Source organism: Dehalobacter sp. TBBPA1 (genome assembly GCF_040931655.1).
In the GTDB taxonomy this organism is placed as follows: Bacteria; Bacillota; Desulfitobacteriia; order Desulfitobacteriales; family Syntrophobotulaceae; genus Dehalobacter; species Dehalobacter restrictus.
The window spans coordinates 1,353,572-1,376,758 of record NZ_CP162385.1 but is presented as its reverse complement, the minus strand read 5'-3'; the positions used below and the strand labels follow the sequence as shown (position 1 = coordinate 1,376,758).

General features: G+C 44.2%; 25 protein-coding genes. 2 read left to right on the top strand and 23 right to left on the bottom strand.

Annotated features, from left to right (window positions below; translation table 11 throughout):
* Window positions 1-111: 111 nt before the first annotated feature.
* From hypD to AB3489_RS06810, 15 genes are all read right to left on the bottom strand, one after another.
* Window positions 112-1,158, bottom strand: coding sequence for a hydrogenase formation protein HypD (hypD, locus tag AB3489_RS06880; RefSeq protein WP_368294456.1), 1,047 nt, complete (start codon window positions 1,156-1,158; stop codon window positions 112-114).
* On the bottom strand, window positions 1,148-1,372 hold the full coding sequence (locus AB3489_RS06875) for a HypC/HybG/HupF family hydrogenase formation chaperone (RefSeq protein WP_015042845.1): 225 nt from the start codon (window positions 1,370-1,372) through the stop codon (window positions 1,148-1,150). Before AB3489_RS06875 ends, hypD begins: the two co-directional genes overlap by 11 nt.
* Window positions 1,373-1,512: 140 nt before the next feature.
* A complete protein-coding gene (gene hypB / locus AB3489_RS06870) occupies window positions 1,513-2,163 on the bottom strand; it encodes a hydrogenase nickel incorporation protein HypB (RefSeq protein ID WP_368294455.1) in 651 nt (216 codons plus the stop codon).
* Window positions 2,164-2,178: 15 nt separating this feature from the next.
* Entirely contained in the window at window positions 2,179-2,526 is a 348-nt protein-coding gene (hypA, locus tag AB3489_RS06865; protein ID WP_368294454.1) for a hydrogenase maturation nickel metallochaperone HypA, read from the bottom strand.
* Window positions 2,519-2,941: a 4Fe-4S binding protein gene (locus tag AB3489_RS06860; protein WP_368294453.1), complete on the bottom strand. Its 423-nt coding sequence runs from the start codon at window positions 2,939-2,941 to the stop codon at window positions 2,519-2,521. Before AB3489_RS06860 ends, hypA begins: the two co-directional genes overlap by 8 nt.
* A 10-nt stretch (window positions 2,942-2,951) precedes the next feature.
* Window positions 2,952-4,031 (bottom strand): nickel-dependent hydrogenase large subunit, encoded by a 1,080-nt coding sequence (locus AB3489_RS06855; protein WP_368294452.1) that lies wholly within the window; start codon window positions 4,029-4,031, stop codon window positions 2,952-2,954.
* 15 nt (window positions 4,032-4,046) lie between these two features.
* Entirely contained in the window at window positions 4,047-4,409 is a 363-nt protein-coding gene (locus AB3489_RS06850) for an NADH-quinone oxidoreductase subunit C (protein ID WP_368294451.1), read from the bottom strand.
* Complete coding sequence (locus AB3489_RS06845; protein ID WP_019226285.1) at window positions 4,410-4,847, bottom strand: NADH-quinone oxidoreductase subunit B family protein; 438 nt, start codon at window positions 4,845-4,847, stop codon at window positions 4,410-4,412.
* A gap of 30 nt (window positions 4,848-4,877) precedes the next feature.
* Window positions 4,878-5,735 carry a respiratory chain complex I subunit 1 family protein gene (locus AB3489_RS06840; RefSeq protein WP_368294450.1) on the bottom strand — a complete coding sequence of 286 codons (858 nt, stop codon included), beginning with the start codon at window positions 5,733-5,735 and terminating at the stop codon, window positions 4,878-4,880.
* A complete protein-coding gene (locus AB3489_RS06835) occupies window positions 5,732-7,624 on the bottom strand; it encodes an NADH-quinone oxidoreductase subunit L (protein WP_368294449.1) in 1,893 nt (630 codons plus the stop codon). Before AB3489_RS06835 ends, AB3489_RS06840 begins: the two co-directional genes overlap by 4 nt.
* A gap of 428 nt (window positions 7,625-8,052) precedes the next feature.
* The gene (locus tag AB3489_RS06830; protein WP_368294448.1) at window positions 8,053-9,222 is read right to left on the bottom strand and encodes a pyridoxal phosphate-dependent aminotransferase; all 1,170 of its coding nucleotides are present in this window, start codon (window positions 9,220-9,222) and stop codon (window positions 8,053-8,055) included.
* A 98-nt stretch (window positions 9,223-9,320) separates the two neighbouring features.
* Complete coding sequence (locus AB3489_RS06825; RefSeq protein ID WP_368294447.1) at window positions 9,321-11,861, bottom strand: ABC transporter permease; 2,541 nt, start codon at window positions 11,859-11,861, stop codon at window positions 9,321-9,323.
* Window positions 11,858-12,535, bottom strand: a complete 678-nt coding sequence (locus AB3489_RS06820) for an ABC transporter ATP-binding protein (RefSeq protein WP_015042856.1) — start codon at window positions 12,533-12,535, stop codon at window positions 11,858-11,860. The genes AB3489_RS06825 and AB3489_RS06820 overlap by 4 nt, the downstream gene beginning before the upstream one ends.
* A 109-nt stretch (window positions 12,536-12,644) precedes the next feature.
* The gene (locus tag AB3489_RS06815) at window positions 12,645-13,562 is read right to left on the bottom strand and encodes a sensor histidine kinase (RefSeq protein ID WP_368294446.1); all 918 of its coding nucleotides are present in this window, start codon (window positions 13,560-13,562) and stop codon (window positions 12,645-12,647) included.
* Window position 13,563: 1 nt separating this feature from the next.
* The gene (locus AB3489_RS06810; protein ID WP_368294445.1) at window positions 13,564-14,241 is read right to left on the bottom strand and encodes a response regulator transcription factor; all 678 of its coding nucleotides are present in this window, start codon (window positions 14,239-14,241) and stop codon (window positions 13,564-13,566) included.
* Between the two features lie 501 nt (window positions 14,242-14,742).
* Here AB3489_RS06810 and AB3489_RS06805 point away from each other — a divergent pair.
* Entirely contained in the window at window positions 14,743-14,970 is a 228-nt protein-coding gene (locus AB3489_RS06805) for a helix-turn-helix transcriptional regulator (RefSeq protein ID WP_368294444.1), read from the top strand.
* Complete coding sequence (locus AB3489_RS06800) at window positions 14,963-15,262, top strand: hypothetical protein (protein WP_019226277.1); 300 nt, start codon at window positions 14,963-14,965, stop codon at window positions 15,260-15,262. The genes AB3489_RS06805 and AB3489_RS06800 overlap by 8 nt, the downstream gene beginning before the upstream one ends.
* Window positions 15,263-15,432: 170 nt before the next feature.
* Here AB3489_RS06800 and AB3489_RS06795 read toward each other — a convergent pair whose 3' ends face one another.
* The 8 genes from AB3489_RS06795 to AB3489_RS06760 form a co-directional block, all read right to left on the bottom strand.
* A complete protein-coding gene (locus AB3489_RS06795; protein WP_368294443.1) occupies window positions 15,433-15,693 on the bottom strand; it encodes a hypothetical protein in 261 nt (86 codons plus the stop codon).
* Window positions 15,694-15,698: 5 nt separating this feature from the next.
* Complete coding sequence (locus AB3489_RS06790) at window positions 15,699-16,610, bottom strand: DUF1566 domain-containing protein (protein WP_368294442.1); 912 nt, start codon at window positions 16,608-16,610, stop codon at window positions 15,699-15,701.
* 360 nt (window positions 16,611-16,970) lie between these two features.
* On the bottom strand, window positions 16,971-17,684 hold the full coding sequence (locus AB3489_RS06785; protein ID WP_368294441.1) for an SDR family NAD(P)-dependent oxidoreductase: 714 nt from the start codon (window positions 17,682-17,684) through the stop codon (window positions 16,971-16,973).
* A 205-nt stretch (window positions 17,685-17,889) separates the two neighbouring features.
* Window positions 17,890-18,654, bottom strand: coding sequence for an ABC transporter permease (locus tag AB3489_RS06780; protein WP_368294440.1), 765 nt, complete (start codon window positions 18,652-18,654; stop codon window positions 17,890-17,892).
* A complete protein-coding gene (locus AB3489_RS06775; protein ID WP_368294439.1) occupies window positions 18,651-19,568 on the bottom strand; it encodes an ATP-binding cassette domain-containing protein in 918 nt (305 codons plus the stop codon). The genes AB3489_RS06780 and AB3489_RS06775 overlap by 4 nt, the downstream gene beginning before the upstream one ends.
* Window positions 19,568-19,768 carry a PLDc N-terminal domain-containing protein gene (locus tag AB3489_RS06770; protein WP_020490812.1) on the bottom strand — a complete coding sequence of 67 codons (201 nt, stop codon included), beginning with the start codon at window positions 19,766-19,768 and terminating at the stop codon, window positions 19,568-19,570. Before AB3489_RS06770 ends, AB3489_RS06775 begins: the two co-directional genes overlap by 1 nt.
* Window positions 19,768-20,886 carry a helix-turn-helix domain-containing protein gene (locus AB3489_RS06765; protein ID WP_368294438.1) on the bottom strand — a complete coding sequence of 373 codons (1,119 nt, stop codon included), beginning with the start codon at window positions 20,884-20,886 and terminating at the stop codon, window positions 19,768-19,770. Before AB3489_RS06765 ends, AB3489_RS06770 begins: the two co-directional genes overlap by 1 nt.
* A gap of 229 nt (window positions 20,887-21,115) precedes the next feature.
* On the bottom strand, window positions 21,116-23,095 hold the full coding sequence (locus AB3489_RS06760) for an elongation factor G (protein ID WP_368294437.1): 1,980 nt from the start codon (window positions 23,093-23,095) through the stop codon (window positions 21,116-21,118).
* Window positions 23,096-23,187 lie beyond the last annotated feature (92 nt).

Below are 23,187 nucleotides of genomic sequence, written 5' to 3'. Positions count from 1 at the left end.
CCATCTGTAAACTATCTTACTGTATCTATCTTATCTATCTTCTTAGTATATTTTCCCGACTTATTTTCTCATACGCAACATTTAAACGTTGATTACAAATTTATGAATGGATTACTTTCTGGTAAACCGAAACCAAATGCCGCAGGTGCCCTCAGACGATACCATACAGGGTCCCTGCGCTTTAGCCGGTGTACAGACCTTCCCAAACATCGGACACTCATCAGGGTTGATCTTACCAAGGATAACCTCGCCGCAGCGGCAGTTCGTCGTTTTTTGAGCAGTATCACCGGCAAGGTCGGCCGAACCGGCATCGTATTTCCGGTATTTTTGATTCAGATATAAACCGGAATCCTCAATAACGCCGATCCCACGCCAAAAAGCCTGTCCAGACTCAAAATAATTGTTGATATAGGCTAAAGCAACCGCGTTCCCTTCGGGCTTAACCACGGAAGGATAAAGATTATGCACTTCGTGTTTATGATTTTCGACTTGTTTAACCAAATCGTAAATGGCGATCAGGATATGTTCCCCTTCAAAGCCGGCTACGGCAAAAGGCTTCATATACTGCTTCGTCAAACCTGCATAGGCCTGCGAACCAAGAATCGTGCTGACATGCCCCGGCGCAATAAACGCTGATATTTCATTATCCGTGGCGCAGATAAAATCAAGAGCCGGCATAACCCTGCGCAGTGCAGTCAAAAACTTAATATTCGTCAGACCGGAACGCTCCGTCTGCTCAATAACCAGTGCATAAGACGGAATCGTGGTTTCAAAGCCGACGCAGGCAATCACATACGTAAGTTCCGGGTTAGCTGCGGCCTTTTTAAGCGCTTCCTGCGGTGAGTACATGATCTCGACCCTTGCCCCGTCCGCCTTGGCCTCACTTAAAGATTTCTCCGAGCCCGGCACTTTCATCATATCGCCAAAGGTAAGCAGCACGCAGTTCGGGGTCATGGCCCATTCAATGGCTTTATCAATATAGGAAGCCGGAGTCACGCACACCGGACAGCCCGGGCCGGATATAAGCCTGATCTTTGGCGAAAGCAGACTGCGTATACCGTTCTTAAAGATTGAGGAAGTATGAGTTCCGCATACTTCCATGATTTTAAGCTCTTGATGATCTCCCGCAAGCTCTTTCAGTATATGATCAAGATTCATATTTCAGTGACTCCAATTCTGCAAATAACTCCAAAATTTCATCGGCAGTGTCCTTCTGAATAACTTCAATGGCGCATCCTGCATGAACCAGTACGTAATCACCTGCTTGGGCATCCACCAGGGCCATATTAACATCAATAATATTCCCCTGGAAATCAACCTTACCGGTAAAATCATTTACTTCCACTACTTTCCCGGGAACAGCCACACACATTTCGTTCACCACCCTGTTCAAATGCCGCTAGTATCTATTAGTACCTTGTCAGCTCAAAATTGTGATATACAGGATTTAGGGTTGACATCATACTAAAATTATTTTATTACGGTTGACCTAAAAAAGCAAAGAATGACCTTCTAGCTTTTTCTTTGCAGCAGCCATCCCGCAACATCTTCAAAACCTTGTCCGGTTTTGGCGTTGACTTCAAAGACCGGTGCAGTTTTATTCAGCGCTCTGACACCTTTAAAGAAGAATTCATCGTTAAAATCAACATACGTTTTTAAATCACATTTCGTAAGCAGAATCACATCCGCTTTTTCAAAAGCCAGAGGATATTTGTACGGCTTATCGCTGCCCTCGGCTGCTGAACAAATCAGCATTTTGATATGCTCACCAATTTGGAATTCTGCCGGGCAGACCAAATTACCAATATTTTCAATGAACAACAGGCCGGGCTTGTCGAAAGACAATCCGTCCAAGGAACCCTGGATCGTAGGCGCATCCAGATGACATGCTCCATTCGTGTTGATCTGGATCGCTTCAATACCTAACTCTTTGAGCTTGACCGTGTCAATATCCGATTCGATATCTCCTTCGATCACATATACTTTATTTTCAGAAAGCTGCTGAATTAGATTAATAATGCTCGATGTCTTTCCCGCTCCGGGCGCCCCCATGATATTCACAACAAAGACTCCCATTTTGCCCATTTTTTCCTGCGTCGCAAAGGCTATCCTGTCATTTTCATCAAAAATGTTCTGGACAACCTGAATTTCTTTTTCAGCCACTTAAGGCCCCCCTTTTTATTCTGTTTCTATTTCTATATCTTTAACATAGAATTCTTTTCCAATGTTTGTTGGCATACCATCATTACCGCAGTCAGGGCAGGCAAAAGAAAACGGCTGACGCGTATAATGAATATTGCAGTCCGGGCAGTACCACTTGGCTTTAATATTCTCCATTTCGAGAACAGCCCCCTCGCAGAGCGTGTCTTTCGAAATAATGTCAAAATACATCTGAATGGATTCGCCAATAAAGCCGGACTGTTCTCCGACAACCAAGGTAATGCGCGTAATACTACGCGCATTATTCTCCTTGGCTTTTTCAGAAGCAATTTTTATGATTTGTTCAGTAATCGGAAATTCATGCATCTTCTTCTACTATTTCCACCTGTGTAGGATTATCCTGAGCTGCTGTCCCGGAAGCAACTTCCTGGACGACAGGCCCATATGCAGTAAACAACTTACTCGATTTATCTCTCATTGGTGCAGTGTAACTTCTTTGGGTATTCAGGCAGTTTTTCGGGCATACCTGAACACAGAAATTGCAAACAATACAGCGGGTACGATCGATTTCCCACTTTTTATCGGATTTGCCGACCTCAATAGCTGTGGCCGGACATCTTTTAGAACAAATGCCGCAGAACGAGCAATTTTCTATCTTAGCCATCTCAATGCTACCGCGCGTATTGGGATAAAACTCATTTTTGATGACCGGATACATCGCTGTAGCAGGCTTGCTGAATAAACTTTTCATAATCGTTTTGTTAATTACATTAAAAGCCATGCGTCTCTCCCTACCTTTCCGTACAGCTGATACAAGGATCGATGGTCAATGCCAGCACCGGAACATCTGCAAGGTCTGCGCCTGGCAGTATTTTCAACAGCGTCGGGATATTCGCAAACGTTGGTGTTCTGACTCTGAACCTCTCCAAGTATTTTGTACCGTTGCCTTTAGCGTAGTAGAAAGTCTGACCGCGGGGCTGCTCCATACGTGAAATATATTCTCCGCTCGGATTGCCTTTTACCTTCATATCCACCTCGCCGTCAGGCATTTTCTCAATACACTGGCGAATGAGATCCAGAGACTGGTATACTTCACGCACCCGAACCACGGTGCGGGCGTAGCAGTCGCCGTCTTTTTCGACGATTGGCTCAAAATTCAGATCACCGTAAGCGGCATAGCCTAAGGTACGCATATCCTGAACAACACCACTGCCTCTCAGGGTTGGACCAACGGCACCCAGATCGATCGCTTCCTGATAAGTCACAACGCCTATGCCCCTGGTTCTCTTCTGAACGGAATAGTCACGTACAAATACATCCGTCACCGTTTTGGCTTCCTCCCCGATGTCTTTGACAATAACCTTTATTCTATTCAATGTGTCGTTGTCAATATCCTTCCAGACCCCGCCAATTTTACATACACTAAATATAACCCTGCCGCCGGTGGTCTCTTCAAAAATATCGAGTACTTTCTCCCGGATCCGCCAGCAATGCATAAACAGGCTTTCAAAGCCATAAGCATCGGCCATGAGACCGAGCCAGAGCAAGTGGCTGTGTACCCTGGAAAGTTCCGCCCAGATGGTACGCAGATATTTGGCACGGGGTGGAATGTCCATGCCCATCATGCCTTCCAGCGTCTGGGCATAGGACTGTCCGTGAATAAAACTGCAGATCCCGCAGATACGTTCAATGACATAAATCATTTCATTAAAATCTCTTTTTTCAACCAGCTTTTCCAAGCCCCTGTGCACAAACCCGATCGAAGGAACTGCGCCAACTACTTTCTCATCTTCCATAATAAGATCGAGATGGAGCGGTTCAGGCAGTACCGGATGCTGAGGGCCAAATGGAATTATTGTTCGCTCACCCATATTACCATCCCTCTCCTATTCTTTTTTATCTGCGGCAGCTATATTGAAAGGCTGTTTAACTGCCGTCTCGTAAAATGTCCCCTGAAAATCAACCGCCATTCCACTGACATTAATACCATAGAGATCATGAATCTCGTTTTCATAAAGAAACGCGGCAAAATACACATCACTGATACTCGGAATAGTATCGCCAGACTGGACATCCAATCTCAGATTTTCCAAAGTCAAGTCCAGCTTTTCAAACGAATAAAGCAAATACATTTCCGATGGCGTTTTTGTACAGCAGATTTGGATCAGGCGATACCCATTCTGCAGATACTGCTTCGCACGATCAACAAGCTCTTCAGCTGTAACCGGATTAATGATACGTTCCGTCATCTATTTCGCCACCTTCCTCAAGTTCTGATATTTTTCCTCAAGAACTCCCAAAGCCTGAACGACACCGTCAATGATTGCTTCAGGTCTGGCAGCACACCCAGGGACATACACGTCTACCGGAATGACGTTATCGATTCCGCCCTGGACATTGTAGCATTCACGGAAGATTCCTCCGGAAGTGGCACAGGCTCCGATCGCCACAACAACTTTCGGATCCGCCATCTGGTTATAAATATTTTTAATGACCTCTTTATTTTGTTCATTGACAGATCCTGTCACGACGAAAATATCGGCATGCTTTGGATTGCCAATATTGAGAACGCCAAAACGCTCGACATCATATAAAGGCGTCAGACAAGCCAGTACTTCGATGTCACAGCCATTGCAGCTGGAGGCGTCGTAATGGACCAACCAAGGAGACTTCGGCAAGTATGACAAATCATTTCACTCCAATCAGTATAAGGTTTTTCATCTGAGTGCCAGATAGGCGATGTTGCCTACGCCGAGCACAAGTGCAACGATCCAGGCGCTTCCGAGTACGGACTGCCATTTAAGACGGGAATAGTTGTTATCGATCCAGATCTCCAGGAAATAGACGACGATCGCCAGGATTAAGGCAATGATCGGGTTCGACGCGAAGAACAGACAGACAATACCCAGCAGGAAGACATTTTCATACCAGTGGGCAATCTCAATCAGCGCCAGATCCGTCCCGGAAAATTCCGTGATAATCCCACGGACAATCTCCTGGTGCGCATGATGAGACATCGATATATCAAAAGGTGATTTACGGAATTTAATGGTTAGGATAAACAGGAATCCAAGAAAAATACCTGGCAGACTGTAAAGCAGCGGTTGGTCATACATTGCGATGTCCCAAACATTAAAACTTTTCGTCACCATGTACATTCCTACAGTCGTTAAAATGACCATCGGCTCATAGGCCATGATCTGCAGCATCTCTCTCTCCGCACCGATATAGGCGTACGGCGAAAAAGTAGAGTAGGCCGCAATGATCAGGAAGATACTGGCCAGCGTCAAAGCGAAAATCGCCAGCAGCAAGTCTCCGCCGCCAAAGAATATCGCTCCCGAGATAATTACAAAAACAATGAAACAGATGATGTACAGCCTCTGCTGCGGATTTACCGCAATACTGCTTTTGTTCATCAATTTAAAAATATCATAGAAAGGCTGCAGAATCGGTGGACCGTATCTGCTCTGCATCCTGGCAGATATTCTGCGGTCCACCCCGGCAATCAAACCACCGATGAACGGGGCCAGAATGATATAGAGAATGACCATTAACCATGCATAATTTCCACTCATATGATCCCCACCCCAAACATTATGATGATTAGAACAATACTGATCACAACACCAAGTTTAAACAGTTTGCTCTCACCGAAAATATTTTCCAGATAGAAACTCCTCATCGTTATTTCTCTTGTAAGACCCAGAGAACCATAAAACTTCTCTTTTTCGGAAGTATTGAGTCCCGCCAGGTATTGCGGTTTATACTGATAATTCTTGTGCGTGAACGACAGACCCACAGGCAGAACGACCATCAGGCCGACCATAATCAGCAGAATAATGACATTTCCCTGATCCAGTAGGTATGTCTGATTATAGATGGACGCAATAAACGGCTCCAGAGAATATTTCGAGATGAGCGGGAAAAGCAGACAAACCCCAACTGTCAAAACAGCAAGCGTAGTCAGCGTAAAGCGTTCTGTCCCTGGGACCTTTGACTGGAATTCCAGCGGTCTTTCTTTCACCATCAAAAGCTTACCGAGCCACTTTGTCCAGAAGAATAAAGTTGCGGCACTTCCAAAGGCCACAAATACTGTGAGTACCGGATTTGCTGTAACCAGCCCTTCGAGCGCTGCCCACTTACTGATCAGCATACCGAATGGAGCAAGAAACATTCCCGCAATCCCGATGACCATACCAATCGCAATCTTCGGCATTTTGGTAATCAGTCCGTCCATGGACTCGATGATACGATCACCGATGTTATGCTCGACTGTACCAACAGACAGGAAGAGCAAAGACTTGGCAATCGCATGGAAGATCATAAGCATGATCGCAGCCCACATCAATTGATAGGTTCCAATGCCGGCGCAAACAATAATCAGGCCAAGATTGGAAATCGTCGAATATGCGAGTACACGTTTGGCATCCGACTGGGAGATGGCCATAAAGGCTGTCAGGACAAATGTCACCGCTCCAACCATCGCGACAAATAGCCCGACCATTGAACCACCGTCAACAAAAGCAAAAACCGGTGAAAGTCTGATGATTAAGTACACACCAGCTTTAATCATGGTACTGGAATGGAGCAGTGCGGAAACAGGGGTCGGCGCAACCATCGCTCCAAGCAGCCAGGAAGAAAACGGCATCTGGGCAGCTTTTGTTAACCCGGCAAACGCAAGTAACGCTGTCGGCAGAAGCACTACGGTAGACGCAAGCTCCGGCAGCATGTTCAGCTCAATCGTATGCGCATTGATAAATAAGTAAACAATGGCGATGGAAAAACCAAGTCCGCCAAGCAGGTTCATGTTTAAAGCCCTGAACGCATTCTTAATCGCAATTTCTTCGCGGCTGTAGCCGATCAGGAAGAATGAACTGAATGTGGTGATTTCCCAAAAGAAATAAAGCCACATCAGATTGTTGGCAAAAACAACCCCATACATCGCTCCTAAAAAGACGAAGATAACAAAAAAGAAAAACGGGGTCCTGTCTTTAACTTCCTTGTGATGATGATGATAATCCTTCATATAGCCAACAGCAAATATCGCTATCAAACTACTGATGATACCAATGATCAGTGTCATGATCAGAGAGAGATTATCAACAAATAAATTATACGATGTCTGGATCTCTTCCCCATAAGAACCTTCAAACCATATCATAATTGCAGCACTGGTTAGCATCAAAAGCCCGGCCAGATACTGTTTGTATTTCAGCGAAATCCCAATGACAATGACTGCTAGAATGACCTCAATTGCAAATATTCCAAGATCAATATATTGATTATCCAGATTAAAGAATACTGCCCCTGTATTAAAATACTGAACAGCCAGATTGACTGATGCTACAGTCAGAATGATTGTTGACAGCACCACAATGCCTTTCCGGACAGCCGGCTGCGGCAAGATAAGCAAAAGCAGTGCAACAACAATTGGAAACAAAATAAGAAATAGCACTGTGTTCATAGTGTCCTCTTTCCCCTCAATTATTAAATCGTTTATTAACCTCAATCATGAACTTGATAGCAAAATAAGGTGCCCAGTTCTTATTCTGCTTTCTGCAAATTATTATGTCCCCCTTTCCAAATAATATAAAATATGGTTTCATACTCATTTCAAACCAAGTTTAGTATTTAGTATAAGGACTTGCTTCGATAATTTCAACAATATTGCAACAATTTTCTAAACTTTTTTGAGAATATATTAAATTATTCTGAATTTTCTGCCTCTTTGTGCTCCACTATATCCCTTGGAATCTCTCTGCTATCTTCTGGATCCTTCCGTATGCTTTACTATGCTATTTCATGCTCTTCTCTTCAGTTACCCGAAATACAGGGTGAACCAAACGAACGGTGCAGCCTCATACTGCACCGTTGATTGTTTTAAAATATCTATTATAACTTTTTCAGAGCAATATCAATTTGGCTTACGGCTTTTTCAAGATTTTCCAAGGAATTCGCATAGGAGATCCTCAGATATCCTTCGCCGTATTCCCCGAACGAACTGCCCCAGAGGGTCGCAACACCTGCTTCGTTTAACAGGTACTCGGCCATCTCCTTGCTAGTTTTTCCAAAAGCTTTGATATTCGGAAACACGTAAAAGGCACCGCGTGGTTTCAGACAGGCAACCCCACTGATGGCATTCAGTCCATCAACGATCCGATCCCTTCTGATTCTGAACTGCTCTGCTCTTCTCAAAACTTCATCCTGCGGTCCTGTCAGGGCCTCAATACAAGCCATCTGTGTAAAACCTGCCAGACAGGAAGTACTGTTCACAACGAGCTTGCCAATTTGCTGGGCGGCTTCCTTCGGCATAATGCCATACCCGGCGCGCCAGCCGGTCATCGCATAGGTCTTCGAGAATCCGTTCAGTATGATTGTCTTTTCTCTCATATGCGGCAGCGAAGAGATCGAAAATGACGGCTCTTCATAGACGACATTTTCATAAATCTCATCCGAGAGAATCACAATATTCCGGTCGGCCAGAAAATCAGCGATTTCCTGATAGTCTTCTTTCGTCAGCATCCCGCCGGTTGGGTTTTGCGGCGAGTTGATAATCACCATTTTGGTTTTGTCTGTCACGAGGGATTTGAATTCCTGGATATCCATTCTGAACTCATTCTCTTCACGCAGCGGGATCGGTACCGGTACCCCGCCAACGAACTTAATGACGGATTCATAAATCGGGAAACCCGGATTCGGATAAATGACCTCATCTCCGGGGTTAACCGTAGCCAAAATGGCGTAAAACATGATCGGCTTTCCACCCGCCGTCATGACCACTTCCTGAGGGTCGATTTCATAGCCTCTTTTTTTGCCCGCATAATCCGCAACCGCCTGTCTTGCCTCCAGCAGGCCTGAAGAAGGTGTGTATTTTGTCATGCCGGCCCGCAGGCATTCCATTCCTTTTTCTATGATATTGGGCAACGTCGGAAAATCCGGTTCACCAATCTCAAGGTGAATAATTTCCCTTCCCTGCGCTTCCAAAACATTGGCCTTAGCCAGCATTTCAAAAGCCGTCTCACTGCCCAGTCTATTCATCCGGTCTGCAAATATCATACGCATAATACTATATCTCCATCCTCAAGTTGATCATTTCATTATATTTTACCTGAAAAAGCAGGATGAAATCAACCTAAAAAAGTATGCTCATCATACAAATACTATTCCGCTTCCCGCAGCCGCTCCACGATACTTTGCTTGTCCGTCATGGCATACGATACCAAAGGAATCATCATACCAAGCATAAACAGGAAAGGAAGTACGATCAAAAGCGGCCACAAGATAAAATGATAACTAAAGAACCACAGCAGACCACAAAAAGATTTGACAATTAAAAGTGAAAATAACGTGCTAAATACGAGCGATAGTGCGCAAGTGCCAAGCGTATAATAAAATCCTTCAAACATTAATATACGGCGCAGCTGCCTTCGTGTCATGCCTATACTTTGCAGCATAGCAAATTCTTTGCGTCGGGTCAAAATACTGGTGAGAATGGCATTGACAAAATTGAGAATGCCAATCAACCCGATGATAAAGCTGAGTGCGCCGCCAATCATCACAACGGTGCTCTGCATACCGGAAAACTCCTTGAGAGAGGTGAACTTCGAGACGTAATTCATGACTGGTTCCACTGAATCGGTGTAGCTTTGCAAAAAACGCTCCATTGCCGCCTCTTGATCTTCGGAAACATTGAAGGCATAGCTCATTACGGCGGGCTGTACTACCATTGTTTTATAGACATCCGCTGGGAGATAGAAGTTATAGTCCCATCCGGTACGGTCTGAATTGGAATAATGTTTGATGGCCACATGACCCAGCATGATAAACTCCTGCGTCGTGTACTCCCTGCCAGCAAATGTTTCCGACGTTCCTTTATAGTTGTGAAGTATTACCGTGTCACCAATCTCATAATGCTTGTTCTCCATTTTCGGTACACTGTTATCGTCCAGCGGGACTCCCTCCAGAATGTACTTACCAGTAGCCAGCTTTGCATCATCAAGCTCACCGTCGATAAGCTCCAGTCGCTGAAGAGGCATACCCTCAAGACCATAGACCGCAGCCATCAAATCGCCGTAGGGATTCCTGTTATATTCCTGGGTGGTGTTCTTTTCGTCCTCTGCCGCAAATCCTTCCGCTCTGCCGCCATACAGTCGCCCACCCGCCTCAAAGCCGGGCTGTGTTTCCACCGCCTGAATAAAGCTCTCGCTGGTCTGGTTTTCGGGACCGGAGTAGTCATTTTGAAAGTAATCGGCATGGGCAATCAGAAAATCGGTATCCACGAATTTAGAAAGGAACTTATTCATATCAATGCTCTGAGATAGCGTAAACACCGTGTTCAGCAAAACAAGGCTCAGGGACAAGCTAATGACTACTAAAACGGTACGTCTTTTGTTCCGCCCTAAATTAGCCAGGGCCATACGGGGCATTTTTCCGCCATCAGTGGATTTTTTCGGTTTGCAGTTCTGCTTTGTATTTCCATCCGTATACCGCACTGCCTCCACCGGTGAAACAGCGGCGGCTATCCTACCCGGTTTGAAGGTACTGATGAGCACGGTGACCAAAGCAAACAGCGCCGAACCAATAAAAATCCATGGGCTTGGCGATACAGACACCGCACTTCCGGCATAGGTGGAATTGTTTATGAGGAGAGGAACAAGGGATTTACCAATAGAGAAACCTAAAATCAATCCGATTGGAATTCCTATAGTGGAAAGGATCAGTGCCTGTCTGCGGATAATCCGGCGTATCTGTCTCCCTGTTGTTCCAATGGTTTTCAAGAGTCCATAAAAACGAATATCCCGAATAACGGAAATCTGAAAAATGTTGTAGATAATGAGATAGCCGGTGAATACGATCAATAGCAAGCCCGAAAGCAGTGCAATCAGCGTACCTGCGTCCATACCAAAATTCGTGGAGAGATATGCCCAACTCACATTATGCTCCAAGTAATTCGGCGCTTTTTCATCCAGAGAATAGCCACTGTCGGTAATGACCTTTGCCAGCTTCCCCTCCAAATCGATGCTGTTTTTGAACATAATAGACGCGTTGATAACCCCGGTGAGAGAATTGTCCACCTTATAGCTGTTTTGCAGTTCGGCCGGATGAGCATCTACATAGGCACGGGAGGCCAAGATCTGGCCCACGTTAAAAACGGGGTCGCTCTCCCACCAGCCTGCAAGGACAAAATCCCGCTGTACTTCTTCGCCCCGGATGTCAAGTGTGAGCGTAAGCGGCGCGCCAACCTCAAGGGGAACGCCCATCAGCTGCAAGGTCTTGGTATCTGCAATGACTTCGTTTTCAGCTACAGGTTTGTGTCCGCTTGTTGGTTCGCAAAATCCGAGCTTCATCCCGCCATCATCATCATACCAAAACTCGGCACGCCGTTTGAGAAATTCCTTGTTTTCCACCCCGTCGCATAGCATTCGGTTATAGGAAATTTCTTTAATAAGTACATGATCTTTGATGTTGTTGAATTCCTCGTCAGTGATATATTTAAGCACAGCATGGCCGTCGCCGCCCGCCTGCCTCATCGTGGCCTGCTGAAGACCCTCCACCGTACCGATCCCCATGGTGAAAAGCGTGGTGAAAAGCACCGCTGTCAAGGCAATGGCGATGATCGCAATCAAGTTGCGGACTTTATTGGCCCGATAGCTCTTGTCGGCCAGATTGCGAATCGCCTTTTTGTTTTTTACTTTGATCATTTACTTCCACCACCCACAATTTTTCCATCTTCAATTCGGATGATGCGGTCTGCCAACTGGGCAATTTCCTCGTTGTGGGTAATCATGACAATGGTCTGACTGAACCTTTCGCTTGTGACCTTGAGCAGTCCCAGGACATCTTGGCTGGTTTTACTGTCGAGGTTTCCTGTCGGCTCATCCGCGAGAACGATAGCAGGCTTAGCAGCTAAGGCTCTGGCAATTGCCACCCGTTGCTGCTGACCGCCGGAAAGATTGTTGGGCAGATTGTTCAGTTTGCTTTCAAGCCCCAATGTGCCGATGATTCTGTCCACATAGCGTTTATCCGGCTCGTTCCCGTCGAGCTGAATAGGCAGGACAGTATTCTCGTACACATTCAATACAGGAACAAGATTATAATTTTGAAAGACAAAGCCTATTTTTCTTCGGCGGAAAATCGTCAGTTCTTCGTCTTTCAGTGCAAAGATCTCCTTTCCATCGACAGTGACCGTGCCACTTGTGGGGCGGTCAAGCCCGCCCAGCATATGTAGAAGCGTAGACTTGCCGCTGCCGGATGTGCCTACGATGGCTACAAACTCCCCACTCTCCACGGTGAGGTCGATGCCGTCTAACGCTTTAACCGTTGTATCTTCGCTGCCGTAATATTTTTTTAATTTTGTTGTTTCAAGTATCGTCATTTTGTTTTCCTCCCCAAAGAAAATAGTCAGTATCGCAGTTGCCTGCAATATTGACTATATCACAACAATCTTTCCACAATCTTTCTAGAATCTAACAGTCTTGAAAGATTTACTTTTCTATTGGCAAAAATACTGAAAAGGTAGAACCACTGCCCGGCTGTGATGACACCTTGATATAACCTCCCTCGGCTGAGATGATCTCTCTGGTCAAAAACAGCCCAAGACCAACACCTTCTTGATTACCAGCGGTTCCCGAGCGGTAGAACCGGGTGAATATTTTGCTTTGCTCATCCTCGGAAATACCCATCCCATTATCGGTTATATCAATACGGCAGAACAACTCATAGGGTATGGCTTTTATGGTAATACACCCGCCGCTTGTGGTATATTTTACGGCGTTATCCATGATATTATATACGGCTTCTGTCGTCCATTTCAGATCAAAATGGGCACAACTCTCCGTATCTTCCATGGCAACAGAAATGCCCTTGGCCTCCGCCTTTGGCCTGATCTGTATCCGAACTTCATCCAGCAACCTTTGGAGGGCTTCCTGTTTCGGTGAAACAGTAATAATACCCGTTTCCAGCCGTGATATTTTCACCAAAGCATTGATGAGGAAATTCAGCTTTTCCGCCTGTGCAGACAAGGCTTGCACACAAACTTTACAGTCTTCCGGCAATTCGTGTTCACTGAGCAGCTGTGAATAAAGCAGGATATTGGCAACGGGTGTTTTGGTCTGATGGGAAATATCAGAAATCAGCTCTTTTATTTTATCCTTTTCCGCAAGCAAATTCTTGGAGGATACCGCACATTTGGAAAGATACCGTGCAAGCTTAGCTTCCACCGCGGATAAAGCAGATTCATCAAAAACACCTTGGGCAAAGCTACCGTTTATGGCTGTGTCCAACATATCTTCAATTTTTTCAAACGTTTTCTTTGTTCTTTGACGGTTAACGACAATCACCATCACGGCCGCGCATACCGCAGCAATGGCAATCCCGATACAGGTGTAATCAAGTGTATTCATCTCACTGCACCGCCCAGGTGTAGCCAATCCCATAGACCGTTTTGATATATTGCGGTGCAGACGGAAGTTCTTCCAATTTATCACGCAGTCTTTTTATCGTAACCGACAAGGCATTCTCGTCAACATACTCGGCTCCATCTGTCCAAATCCTGTCCACCAAATCTGTACGAGAAATGGTTTTTCCCTTGTTTTCTATTAAGACCCGGAGCAGTTTCTGCTCAGTTTTGCTGAGTTCAATGGGTTTGCCGCCTCTCTTGAACTCCATCCTTGCAAAGGAAAAGGAAAACCCATCAATCTTTACGGTATCGCGAACCTGATGCCTGCCCTTCCGCAGTTGGACGCCCACTCTGGCCCGCAGTACCATCAGACTGAAAGGTTTTGTGATATAGTCATCCGCCCCAAGCTCAAACCCCGTTACAATATCAGTTTCCAAATCATTGGCAGTCAGGACAATTACAGGCAAAGCCAATTTCTTACGGATCTCAGCTAGAAGGTCAAGACCGTTTCCATCCGGTAAATTGACATCGAGTATCACCAAATGAAAGAAGTTGGTTTTTAGCTGTTTCTTGGCCGCGGCAATGTCATACGCCTGCACAAAGGTGCAATGATCTTCTTTAAGGGCCAGAACAATACCATTGCTCAGGGCCGTATCATCCTCGACAATTAAAATGTGATTCATCATGCACCTCCTGTCTGTCGACTTGCATCTTCGAAGGGTTAATTGGTTCTACCTTTTGATCAATACTTTCGGTCTAAAATTAATTGATTGGTCTTGTATGAAATCTGCAACGAATCGTAGTACCTGTTCCGCCATCGGACTCAGAAGGATCAAATGACCGCCTTCATGAAAATATTTAATCGTTTTCTTATCCCAAGACACGTATTTATTGATATAATCAATGCTCTTTTTTCTTAGATGTGATTAAATTTATTCGGCAAACATACGATGATCGCCTCCAAATGCTTCAGCAGATCAAAAAATTATTTTTCTTTCAGTATATTACTGAATTAGATTGGTTCTTACAAATGGGATTACAGGCATACTTTAAGGCAAACTTTAACTTTAACTACTTTAGACACATATTACGATAGCTCAATAGACAAGTATACTTATTATTTTGACAAGTATACTTTACATCACCATTTGAATATGTTACTATGTATTCGTGGAGGTGATAGTTTGAATGAGAATATTCAGCTAAAAAACCGATTAAAAGTTGCCAGAGCGGAAAAAAATCTTTCACAGGAACAGCTTGCAATTCTTGCAGGCGTAACCAGACAAACAATTAGTTCTATTGAAACAGGTCAATATTGTCCAACAGCAAAATTAGCATTAATTTTATCAAAGGTTCTAAATAAACAGTTTGAGGATTTATTCTATTTTGAGGAGGTTATAGATAATGATTAGTAAAATGGTCGAGAGAGATGAAAGAACGACATTTATCGAAAATATTAGTTATAAATTTGGATATGTCTTCATTACTTTTGCATTACTTCTTGATACTGCATATAGATCGTTATATTCCAATGAAGCACCATGGGATCTACTTGCAATTATTATTATAAGTGGTGTTGTTATGTCAATATATCAATACAAACAAAGAATTTTAGGAAACACTTGGCTAAGAACATTTATTTTTACATTTATCATTGCCTTTATTATTGCAATTATAATGGTATTCGTTAGAAAATTATTCTAAACTTTTCCGGCGTATGGAGGCGCGGCCGATACGTACGGTCTCGCATAACGTCTCGTAGGTTCCCACCGCGTCTCAACCGCATCCATATTTTCTAAGTGGCGGACGAAAGCATACCAATAAAAATCTCCGTCCGCGCCATGAATGACGGCCCCTTAAATTACTTCCTATCTTTATTGGATCCCCTTTTCTACCCTTAAGGATGCAGCATAATTAGGGTTTTGCATTTTTATATTTTGCATAATGGCAATCAATAATTCTTGAAGCAGCGTTTTGGAAATAAACTCATATCCAGGCAGCTTGGCATTCCAGGTGTGCAGTAATTTCTCAAACAGTTCCTCAACCGCGTAGAAATCCGTTAAATTTTGTACAGGCTGCAGAGGGAGGGTTTCAACAGCCTCCGTTATCTCATGTTTTCCATCATTTAAAACCACATAAGCTAATTGATCTCTTTGACAGCTCTAAAACTCATATAATCTTGTTGATCGATCTTCCTTTTATCAAATATACCTCCATGATAGACAATGATATATGCCTGTTGTTCATCCTTTACTGATGTATCTGAAGTCCAGTAATAGATTACCTTGGAATGTACATCCCATAAAGGTGTTTCTTTATCTGGTGTTCTATCATAGACGTCCTTCTCTTCTTCCGGATACCAGACTCCACCTGCATTTTCGTCGTGGAGCATCATAGAACGAACTGCTTCATCCACTGTTGGCAAGCGCCAAATATTTTGCTCTTCCTTCATAGTGGTTGTACCATCCTCTGATAAATACTTGCATATATCTTGTGCCTCTTTCCAGGAGGTCCCTTTGTCCGGCCAGCCAGGCCCCCTTGGTGCCCAAGCCAGAGTTACACCATTCCCTTCTACTATTCTCATACCAAAATCATTATCATTAATTCTTTGGGAAACTTTAATACCTTGAGGAATTGAAATAGCTAAAGTAATAACTAAAGGAACAATTATGATTAACCTATATGCCCATTTCTTAGGCTCAGGCTCCCCAAAATAATAAAGTAGCCCAAGAACAGCAAAAGGTATAATAATCAATAATCCTAGCACATTAAAACTAGCACCGGAAAAAAAATAAATACAAAAGCCACCAAAAATTAGATGTAGTAGAAAACCCACCCTTTTCCATCTTAATATAACTAATGCTAATAATACAAAAATGATAGCAAATACCATATATTGGAGTAAAAACATACAGAGGTTGTCTCCGATGGAAGTAGCATACCAGCCTTCATGGAAATTCTCAAAAGCTCCCCAATAAGCCCATACACTTGACAATATAACAGTTATGGACACACCTAACCATCCGATAATTACCTTCTTGTTTTTTTCCATCCTCAATCTCCTCAATTAAATCACCGCTATAATCTATGTCGATACTCAAACAAATTGTTTCAATGTTATTTCTTTCAGAGTCACGGTAGAGATGCCGGTGTACGGAACTACCACCGCACAGGGCTCCTCACGAGTATTCGCTTTCGTAATTGACAGATACCTGTCTTAGCTTTTCCCTTCAGTGAGGTTTGCATCTGTTGTCCGGTCCTACACGTCCGGCAGATGAGTTTCCTATGTAGGCTGTAGCCGAAAACATATGTAATATTCAAATACAAACAGAAACCTTAATGTTAGCCGATGGGGCTTCTCTCATCAAGCCCATCAAATAAATCGCTTGGTTTTTAACGTCTAATATCAAACTTAGAGTTTGTTATAAAGCCAATTTGGCATGATTTTTAACAACCACGCTATACTCCGCCAACGCTTACTGATATAAGCATGCTTTTTCTTCGCCACAATCTTCTTATATATTTGCAATGCAGCCTTCGCTGGTGAGGCTACCCAAAAGAGACCCTCACCCTGAGCCATAGCCGTATCAACAAAACCAGGTTGTATGTCTGTAATAATTATAGGTATTCCTAATTTATATGCCTTTTGACGTAACCCTTCTAGATAGTTGGATACAAAAGATTTTGAAGCATTATATGCTGGGGCACTTCCATTACCTCTAAGAGAAGCAATTGATGATATACCTACAATATGACCTACGCCTCGCTTGACAAAGTATTTAAAAGCCACATTAACCATCGCTACGAAACCGGACACATTGACATCAATTGTTTTTTTCTCTTTATCAAAATCAAGATCAGGATTTATAAATCCACAGCCTGCGCTGATGATAATTATTTCTACTTCGTTCATTTCCTGAATTAAGTCTTCTAATAATTTCATGGCTTCTGTAGAAGAAACATCAAAGTTTTTAATATATGACTCAGTAATAATTTCTTTCTGGAGCTCATGTAGAAGCTCCATTCTTCTACCAGTAAGCCCGACTATATAATTATTTTCAGCTAATATCTTTGCCAATTCTCTTCCTATCCCAGATGTAGCTCCAATTACAATAGCTTTCTTCATAGCCAGGCACCATTCCTTAATTTATTAAAACTAATAAATAACCGCACCTAAAAACACAAAAAAGAAAACCCCGAAACAACTTTATATAATTCAACATAATTAAATATATTCCTTGTTTTTCCATAACATCCTTATGGGAAATTGAAAACTGCTGCCAAAATAATTTGTCAGCAGTCCATGGAATAATGCATCATCGTGCTTTGCCTTACAGTTTCTTTTTCTTGAACACCAGGAGTGAGAGAATCAAGCATAACACAATCAGCAGCAGCGCCGTCCAAGCTGTTACGGACATGTCGCCAATTGTTTCCGCATCTGTAAGTAGCGTGATGTTATCCGAGGCAAGCGCGACGGGATTCCATTTTTGAAACACCGGAAACACATTGGCAATCAGCAGGAGCATCATGATTGCGGCTGTCAGAAGAAGTCCTCCGTAATTCCCCGATGCAAGTGTGCTGGCCAGCAGAAGGACTGCCAGGAGAAAAGCACCGAACAGCCATAGGCAAAACAACGAGAAAAACAGATGAGGCAAGGAGAAGCTCCCGAACAGATAAACAGTGTATCCGTAATCGGTGATCGCGGCAAGGACATAGCTCACCGTCCACAAAAACAAAGACGCCAAATATTTTGACATGATGACCGCAGATCGAGACAACCCCTTGGCAAGAAGGATGACCAGCGTACCGCGTGTCACTTCCTGGGAGAGTATAACGTTGAAGACAAGCAGCAGGATGATCAAACCCATTTGGCTCATGTTCTTGAAGAATTGGCCATAGGCATCCAGGACTGTCGGCTCCGGCATGCTGATGGATATTCCCTGAACGGTCAGCTGGGCAAAAATATCGGGCATCATCTTGGCCAGTAAGGGGCTCATCATACCGAATAAGAACAGTACCGAAACCATGATAACGGCTTTATAGCTGCGGATTTGCTCCAGAAATTCTTTTTTAGTAAAAGCAATTAAACCGTTCATTGAATAACCTCCAAAAATACATCTTCCAGTGAAGGTTCAAGCACTTCATATTTCAGAACGAAAACTTGTTCCCTGAGCAGCAGTTCCAGAATTTTTAGCCCTTCCGTAGCCATGTCCTCAAGGCGGACGGTCAGGGAATTTTCTTTGGCCTCCACTGCAGATACGAAGGGGAGATTTGCAAGCTTCCCGGCAAGAACAGCAACGCTGTCTTGATCCGCCAACGCTATCCGGAGGGAACTATGGCGATAGCTATTTTTGATATCGGAGAGTTTCCCTTGTAAAACAAGCTTGCCATCGTCCAGAATCCCAATATGATCACAGAGCCGTTCCACATCGGCTAAAATATGGGTGGAAATTAAAATGGCGGTCTGCTTCCCGGCAATGGACAAAATGTCCAATATTTCTTTTCTGCCAACGGGGTCAAGCGCCGAGGTCGGTTCATCGCAGATCAGGAGCCGTGGCTCGTTCATCAAAGCCTGCGCAATCCCCAGCCGCTGTTTCATTCCTCGGGAAAAACCTCTTATTTTTCGGTTACTGTTCTCCAGCCCTACAAGGGCCAACAGTTCTTCCGTCTTTTTCCGGATTGGGCGGGGCTTCTGCCCGGAGATTTCCCCGCACAGTCTTAAATATTCGACGGGTGTCATGTAACTGTAAAACTCCGGCACATCCGGAAGATAACCCACATGCCTGTTGGTTTTTGTGTCTCCGTAAGCGACTTTTTCCCCGCACACTTTGATTTCTCCGGCGTCAGACTTTAAAAACCCCAAAAGCATTTTCATGGTGGTTGTCTTCCCTGCTCCGTTTTTTCCTATCAGGCCAAAAACGGAGCTTTCGGAGACTGAGAAGCTCAAATCCTGTATGACCGGAAGACCCCCGAAGTTTTTCTTGACATGTTCCAGCTTCAGAATTTCCATTAGTCGTCACCTTTGCCTAAGGTAAAATACAAGATAGGGCCGATAATCTGGAACAGGACGACGACAATTACCCAAAGCACCTGATTGCCGATGCGGTAAGTCCTGTGCCGGAAAATATGAACGAGCGCAGCTGCTGCCAGGGCAAGTTCAATCACCATGATCGGAATTAGAAAAGGTAAATAAGACATTAGATCTTCCATCAGGCTTCCTCCTCCATCGATTCAAGTCGTCGCCAAAGTTTCTGATAACGCTCCTCCGATTTAAGACTTTGAAACGCAGGATTATCTACAACAACGCTCTTTAAATCTTTACGGATGAGTTTATCGCTGCGCGGAGCATCTCCTCCCAAATTGAGAGATTCAAAATACGGCTGCAGCATGTCAAAAAACAAATTTCCTTTTAGTTTTAACGGGAATGTATTCTTTTGAAAAATGATATCCGCGTATGCTTCCAACATATCCAGCGCTTTTTCATTACGGTTCTGTGCTGAGTAAAGCGCAGCTGCCGTGAGATACACCGTGAAATAATGGGACGGCTGCATCTCTTTGAGCTGAAATACCTCTCCAAGACTCAGCACCTTTTGCAGACAGTCATCCGTTTTTTCCGGAGCATCTGCATAAAGTGCCATGAGGTCGGGAAAAGCCCCGAAAAGACTGGCTACATTCGTATAAATAAATTGCTGGAGATAACGCTTGGCGCGGTCGCTGTCACCTTTTATTGCATAGGCTTTGGCCAGCAGTATTCCCGTTGATACCGGTCCTTCCTCGGTCCCTTCGAGCAGATCGATAGCTTGGGCAGGCTCCTGCAGGGCCAGGCAACAGTAGGCTCGCAAGGAAAGCGCCTCTCTGGCCAGTGCCGCGTCGCAGCTGTTCTTTTCCACACACTCAAAATATCCCGAGGCTTCCCGCAGAACGTCGTTCATCCGGTCTGATCCGCCGGCAAGCGGTGCGTGGTTAACCAGCAGCTGCGCGATGGAATATACCAGATTCCAGCACGAATGATACTTCTTGATAATCGCCAGGCACTCGGCGTAGGTCTGGTCAAAGGACTGAACAGCAAAAGCATTTGCCAATCTGCGGTACAGTTTTCTTATATCCTCCTTTGTCATTTGAGCTTCATACCCCAGAAGCTCATCAACGCTTACGTTGAAGAAGGCTGCCAATACAGGCAACAGCATAATATCCGGATAGCTTTGTCCTGACTCCCACTTGGAAACCGCCGGTTTAGATACCCCAAGATATTTGGCCAGTTCTTCCTGGGTGAGCCTTCTTTCTTTTCTCCGGGCTGCAATTATTTTTCCAATGTTGATTTTGGTCATAGATCCCACCTCATTTTTAATTCTTAAGTTTTGATTTTCAGGTTCATTATAGTCTGCTTATTTTTTTTACTCAACGGAATCGTCGTTAACAATTGTAAAAAAAGTTAACTATGAGTTAACTTTCTGCAGGTCATGTTGGCGCGGCAAACGACAAAAAACCGCTGACAAAATCATTCGTCAGCGGCTTTAGCTTACCTACAATCATTCAGCTTTATTCGTGCATTCAGCGTTATTCGTGATGCTGGTGCTCTTTCTTGAGCTGGGCAACCAGCGCGTCGGATAATCTTGCCGGAACTTCCTCGTACCCGATGAACTGGGTCGTGAACGTACCTCTCCCCTGTGTCATAGCTTTGAGGTCAATGGAATAGCGCATCATTTCGGATTGGGGCACATGGGCTTTGATCACCTGGCATTTGCCGTTGGGTTCCATGCCAAGGACCTTGCCGCGTTTGGAGTTCAAATCTCCGATGACATCACCCATGAATGCTTCAGGAACCTTGACCTCGGCCTCAACGACTGGTTCCATCAATACCGCGTTGGCCATTTCAGCACCTTTCTTGAAAGCAAGATGTGCCGCAAGTTTAAATGCCATTTCTGACGAGTCTACGCTGTGATAAGAACCGTCATACAATGTGAATTTCACATTCGTCATCGGATATCCGGCTAGAAAACCATCAGCAACTGCTTCACGCAGACCTTTTTCAACAGCAGGGAAATAGTTTCTCGGAACCGCTCCACCGAAAACTTCTTCGTTAAATTCAAAGTCTTTTTCCGGGTTTGGCTGCATCTTAATCCAGACGTGTCCGTATTGGCCATGGCCGCCGCTTTGTTTCTTGTGTTTGCCTTCAACTTGCACCAATTTTTTGATGGTTTCTCTGTAAGGAACTTTCGGTACTTCGGTCTCGACGGCAACACCGAATTTTCTAGCCAGTTTTTCGCCGACAATATCGAGCTGCATTTCACCGAGCCCGCTTAAGATCGTTTGTTTGGTTTCTGTATTTTTACCGACGCTGATGGTCGGATCTTCATCGACTAACCTAGCAAGTGCGGATCCCAGCTTATCTTCATCGCCCTTGCTCTTCGGTTTGACGGAAAGCGGCAGCGCAGGTTTTGGGAATTCAATTCCGTCCAGCTGAATACCTTTCTCTTTCGTTGTAAAAGTATCTCCTGTTTTTGTCTCCTGCAGTTTCGCAACGACGGCAATATCACCGGCCTGGACGCTGGCCGTATTATCCTGGTTCTTCCCTCTCAGATAGAACAGCTGGCCCAGTTTCTCCTCGACTTCCCGGTTTGCATTGTAGACAACTGTCTCACTGGTAAACGTTCCACCATAAACTTTGAAGAAAGTCATTTTGCCGAGATAGGGATCAGCAAGCGTTTTAAAGACCAACGCAGCCTTTTTGTCGATAGGCGCAGGGGCAGGCACATAGTCAGCCAAGAATTGTGCGAATTCCTTTACGCCCAGATTTTTTTCTACCGAACCAAATAAAACCGGAACAATCATATTCTGAGCGAGTCCTTTGGCTGTGATCGTTTTTAATTCTTCATCGTTTAGGGACTCTCCATCCAGATATTTCATCAGGAGTTCATCATCAGCTTCTGCCGCAGCTTCAGCAAGTGCTTCTTTCAATACGGCAATATCATCTATATATTGATCAGGTATGTCGGGTTGGAACAGACCAACCACACCTTCGAATGCTGCCTCTTTGCCAACCGGAATCTGCATTTGAACGAAACGGGTATTCGGGTAAGTTAATTTCAACCGATCCAGTACCTTTTCTGCATTGGAATTTTCTCTGTCCAGTTTATTGATAAAAATAACTTTAGGGAGTTGCTTTTCTTCGACCAGATCCCAGATGATCTCAGCCTGAACTTCTAAACCATCAACCCCGCTGATCACAAAAACACTTGTATCCACGACGCGCAAAGTACTGATGACTTCACCGATAAAATCGGAATAACCAGGTGTATCGAGAACATTAACTTTAACATCCTTATGCTCGATCGGAATCAATGAAGTGCTAATTGAGATGTGACGTTGTACTTCCTCTTGAAGGTAATCTGATACGGTGTTTCCATCGTTTACTTTCCCAATGCGGTTCGTTACTCCGGCATTAAAAAGCATGGTCTCAGCCAGCGATGTTTTACCTGAACCTCCGTGCCCCACAAGACAGATATTACGAATACTCTTGGTGTCATAGCTTTTCAAGAATAATCTCCCCTTTGTCTATTCTTTTTAATAACTTGACTTAAACAAGACTATAGCAATAACATCACTAATATTAAATTATAACATGTTTA

Coding starts and splice junctions, on each gene's coding strand:
- hypD (WP_368294456.1), bottom strand. CDS start 1,158: ATGAATCTTGATCATATACTGAAAGAGCTTGCGGGAGATCATCAAGAG.
- AB3489_RS06875 (WP_015042845.1), bottom strand. CDS start 1,372: ATGTGTGTGGCTGTTCCCGGGAAAGTAGTGGAAGTAAATGATTTTACC.
- hypA (WP_368294454.1), bottom strand. CDS start 2,526: ATGCATGAATTTCCGATTACTGAACAAATCATAAAAATTGCTTCTGAA.
- AB3489_RS06860 (WP_368294453.1), bottom strand. CDS start 2,941: ATGGCTTTTAATGTAATTAACAAAACGATTATGAAAAGTTTATTCAGC.
- AB3489_RS06855 (WP_368294452.1), bottom strand. CDS start 4,031: ATGGGTGAGCGAACAATAATTCCATTTGGCCCTCAGCATCCGGTACTG.
- AB3489_RS06850 (WP_368294451.1), bottom strand. CDS start 4,409: ATGACGGAACGTATCATTAATCCGGTTACAGCTGAAGAGCTTGTTGAT.
- AB3489_RS06840 (WP_368294450.1), bottom strand. CDS start 5,735: ATGAGTGGAAATTATGCATGGTTAATGGTCATTCTCTATATCATTCTG.
- AB3489_RS06835 (WP_368294449.1), bottom strand. CDS start 7,624: ATGAACACAGTGCTATTTCTTATTTTGTTTCCAATTGTTGTTGCACTG.
- AB3489_RS06830 (WP_368294448.1), bottom strand. CDS start 9,222: ATGCGTATGATATTTGCAGACCGGATGAATAGACTGGGCAGTGAGACG.
- AB3489_RS06825 (WP_368294447.1), bottom strand. CDS start 11,861: ATGATCAAAGTAAAAAACAAAAAGGCGATTCGCAATCTGGCCGACAAG.
- AB3489_RS06820 (WP_015042856.1), bottom strand. CDS start 12,535: ATGACGATACTTGAAACAACAAAATTAAAAAAATATTACGGCAGCGAA.
- AB3489_RS06815 (WP_368294446.1), bottom strand. CDS start 13,562: ATGAATACACTTGATTACACCTGTATCGGGATTGCCATTGCTGCGGTA.
- AB3489_RS06810 (WP_368294445.1), bottom strand. CDS start 14,241: ATGAATCACATTTTAATTGTCGAGGATGATACGGCCCTGAGCAATGGT.
- AB3489_RS06800 (WP_019226277.1), top strand. CDS start 14,963: ATGATTAGTAAAATGGTCGAGAGAGATGAAAGAACGACATTTATCGAA.
- AB3489_RS06790 (WP_368294442.1), bottom strand. CDS start 16,610: ATGGAAAAAAACAAGAAGGTAATTATCGGATGGTTAGGTGTGTCCATA.
- AB3489_RS06785 (WP_368294441.1), bottom strand. CDS start 17,684: ATGAAGAAAGCTATTGTAATTGGAGCTACATCTGGGATAGGAAGAGAA.
- AB3489_RS06780 (WP_368294440.1), bottom strand. CDS start 18,654: ATGAACGGTTTAATTGCTTTTACTAAAAAAGAATTTCTGGAGCAAATC.
- AB3489_RS06775 (WP_368294439.1), bottom strand. CDS start 19,568: ATGGAAATTCTGAAGCTGGAACATGTCAAGAAAAACTTCGGGGGTCTT.
- AB3489_RS06770 (WP_020490812.1), bottom strand. CDS start 19,768: ATGGAAGATCTAATGTCTTATTTACCTTTTCTAATTCCGATCATGGTG.
- AB3489_RS06765 (WP_368294438.1), bottom strand. CDS start 20,886: ATGACCAAAATCAACATTGGAAAAATAATTGCAGCCCGGAGAAAAGAA.